Raw genomic sequence first — 1,121 nt, forward strand, 5'->3', positions numbered from 1 at the left:
GGGGTTCCAGCAGTGGGTGGCAGAGGTACTGGCGCTGGCCCCTTGATCTCCACGCTTTATAACCCGATGACGCTGCTTATTCCGTGGCGTCATGCCTTTTACTGATATCTCTGCCTGTTTATCATTAAATTCTAATTATCGACGTTTTCGGCTGGCGGCGCAGCGTTGCGCTGGTTAATCTGAAAACGATTTACGTAAAATTAACAAAAGAGAATAGCTATGCATGATGCACAAATCCGCGTTGCCATCGCGGGAGCCGGAGGACGCATGGGGCGTCAGTTGATTCAGGCCACTCTCGGCATGGAAGGCGTACAGCTGGGCGCGGCGCTGGAGCGCGAAGGTTCCTCCTTATTAGGAAGCGATGCCGGAGAGTTAGCGGGAGCCGGGAAAACGGGCGTTACCGTACAAAGTAGCCTTGAAGCGGTGAAAGATGATTTCGATGTTTTCATCGATTTTACCCGCCCGGAAGGCACGCTGACGCATCTGGCGTTTTGCCGCCAACACGGTAAAGGGATGGTGATTGGCACCACCGGCTTTGATGACGCGGGTAAACAGGCTATTCGTGATGCCGCGCAGGAGATTGCTATCGTTTTCGCCGCGAACTTTAGCGTCGGCGTGAACGTTATGCTGAAGCTGCTGGAGAAAGCGGCGAAAGTGATGGGCGATTACACCGATATTGAGATTATTGAAGCCCACCACCGCCATAAAGTGGATGCGCCGTCAGGCACTGCGCTGGCGATGGGCGAGGCGATTGCCGGGGCGCTGGATAAAGATCTGAAAGACTGCGCAGTCTATTCCCGTGAGGGTTACACCGGCGAGCGCGTACCGGGCACGATCGGCTTTGCCACGGTGCGGGCGGGGGATATCGTTGGTGAGCATACCGCGATGTTTGCTGATATTGGCGAGCGTATTGAGATCACGCATAAAGCGTCCAGCCGCATGACCTTCGCCAATGGCGCAGTGCGTTCGGCAATTTGGCTAAAATCAAAGCCAAATGGTCTTTTTGATATGAAAGATGTGCTTGATTTACGCAGTTTGTAGCTTTTATTACCCTTCGTGATGTGGTTATTGTAATCATAATTAATTGATTACATAGGGCAATATTTTATTGCCCTTTATTT

Annotated in this window: 1 protein-coding gene; it reads left to right on the forward strand. The window is 52.1% G+C overall.

Features of this window, described 5'->3' with window-relative positions:
- The first annotated feature begins 219 nt into the window (after nucleotides 1-219).
- A complete protein-coding gene (dapB, locus tag JTI85_RS04645) occupies nucleotides 220-1,041 on the forward strand; it encodes a 4-hydroxy-tetrahydrodipicolinate reductase (RefSeq protein ID WP_192464482.1) in 822 nt (273 codons plus the stop codon).
- The last annotated feature ends 80 nt before the right edge of the window (nucleotides 1,042-1,121 follow it).

This window comes from Citrobacter sp. Colony219, from assembly GCF_019382635.1.
In the GTDB taxonomy this organism is placed as follows: Bacteria; Pseudomonadota; Gammaproteobacteria; order Enterobacterales; family Enterobacteriaceae; genus Citrobacter; species Citrobacter youngae.

Bases quoted from the DNA above. Each gene is read 5' to 3' on its own strand.
- dapB (WP_192464482.1), top strand. From the start codon at position 220: ATGCATGATGCACAAATCCGCGTTGCCATCGCGGGAGCCGGAGGACGC.